The sequence below is a fragment of the Luteibacter sp. P4_E6 genome (assembly GCF_056401535.1).
In genome coordinates, this window is record NZ_JBFUJE010000876.1 from 1 (window position 1) to 1,075 (window position 1,075).

1 protein-coding gene is annotated in these 1,075 nt (G+C 62.9%); it reads left to right on the forward strand.

The features are described from left to right. The coding region (dnaE, locus tag AC1DT2_RS24265) for a DNA polymerase III subunit alpha (RefSeq protein WP_477299292.1) at nucleotides 1-1,075 on the forward strand (1,075 nt) is incomplete at both ends.

Below are 1,075 nucleotides of genomic sequence, written 5' to 3' on the forward strand. Positions count from 1 at the left end.
CCAAGCGTCCGCACGACTACAGCGAAGAGCAGTATTTCAAGAGTGCCGAGGAAATGGAGGCGTTGTTCGCCGATATTCCCGAAGCGCTCGAGAACACCGTGGAGCTGGCCAAGCGCTGCAACCTGGAACTGACCTTCGGCGAGTACTTCCTGCCGAACTTCCCGGTGCCCGAAGGCCATACGCTCGACTCGTTCATTCGCGCCCAGGCCCAGGCCGGTCTCGAAGAACGCCTTGCCGTCCATCCGCTCGCCGCAGGCAAGACGCGCGAGGACTATCAGGCGCGCCTGGATCGCGAAGTCGACGTCATCATCGGCATGGGCTTCCCCGGCTACTTCCTCATCGTGGCCGACTTCATCGGCTGGGGTAAGGACAACGGCATYCCGGTCGGMCCGGGCCGTGGTTCSGGTGCGGGCTCGCTGGTCGCCTGGGTACTCAAGATCACCGACCTGGATCCGCTCCAGTTCGAGCTACTGTTCGAGCGMTTCCTCAAYCCYGAMCGCGTSTCGATGCCSGACTTCGACATCGACTTCTGCMWGGATCGCCGCGAWGAGGTGATCGACTACGTGGCGCGCAAATATGGCCGCGACCACGTCAGCCAGATCATCACCTACGGTTCGATGGCGGCGAAGGCCGTGCTCCGCGATTCCGGTCGCGTGCTCGGCATGGGTTACGGCCAGGTGGATCGGCTCGCCAAGCTGATCCCCAACCGTCCGCTCGACCTCACACTGGGCGACGCGCTCGGCCGCACCGAAAAGTCGAAGAAAGAACCGGACCGCATCGTCAAGGAATTCTGCGACGTCTACGAGCAGGAGGAAGAGCCGCGTCAGCTGATCGATCTCGCGCTCAGCCTCGAAGGTCTCACCCGCAACGCCGGCAAGCACGCCGGTGGTGTCGTCATCGCGCCCACGCCACTGACCGATTTCGCACCGCTCTACTGCGAAGCGAGCGGTGAAGGTGTCGTTACCCAGTACGACAAGGACGACGTCGAAGCGGTAGGCCTGGTGAAGTTCGACTTCCTTGGCCTGCGCACGCTCACGATCATCGACTGGGCGGTCAAGGCGATCAACAAACGCCG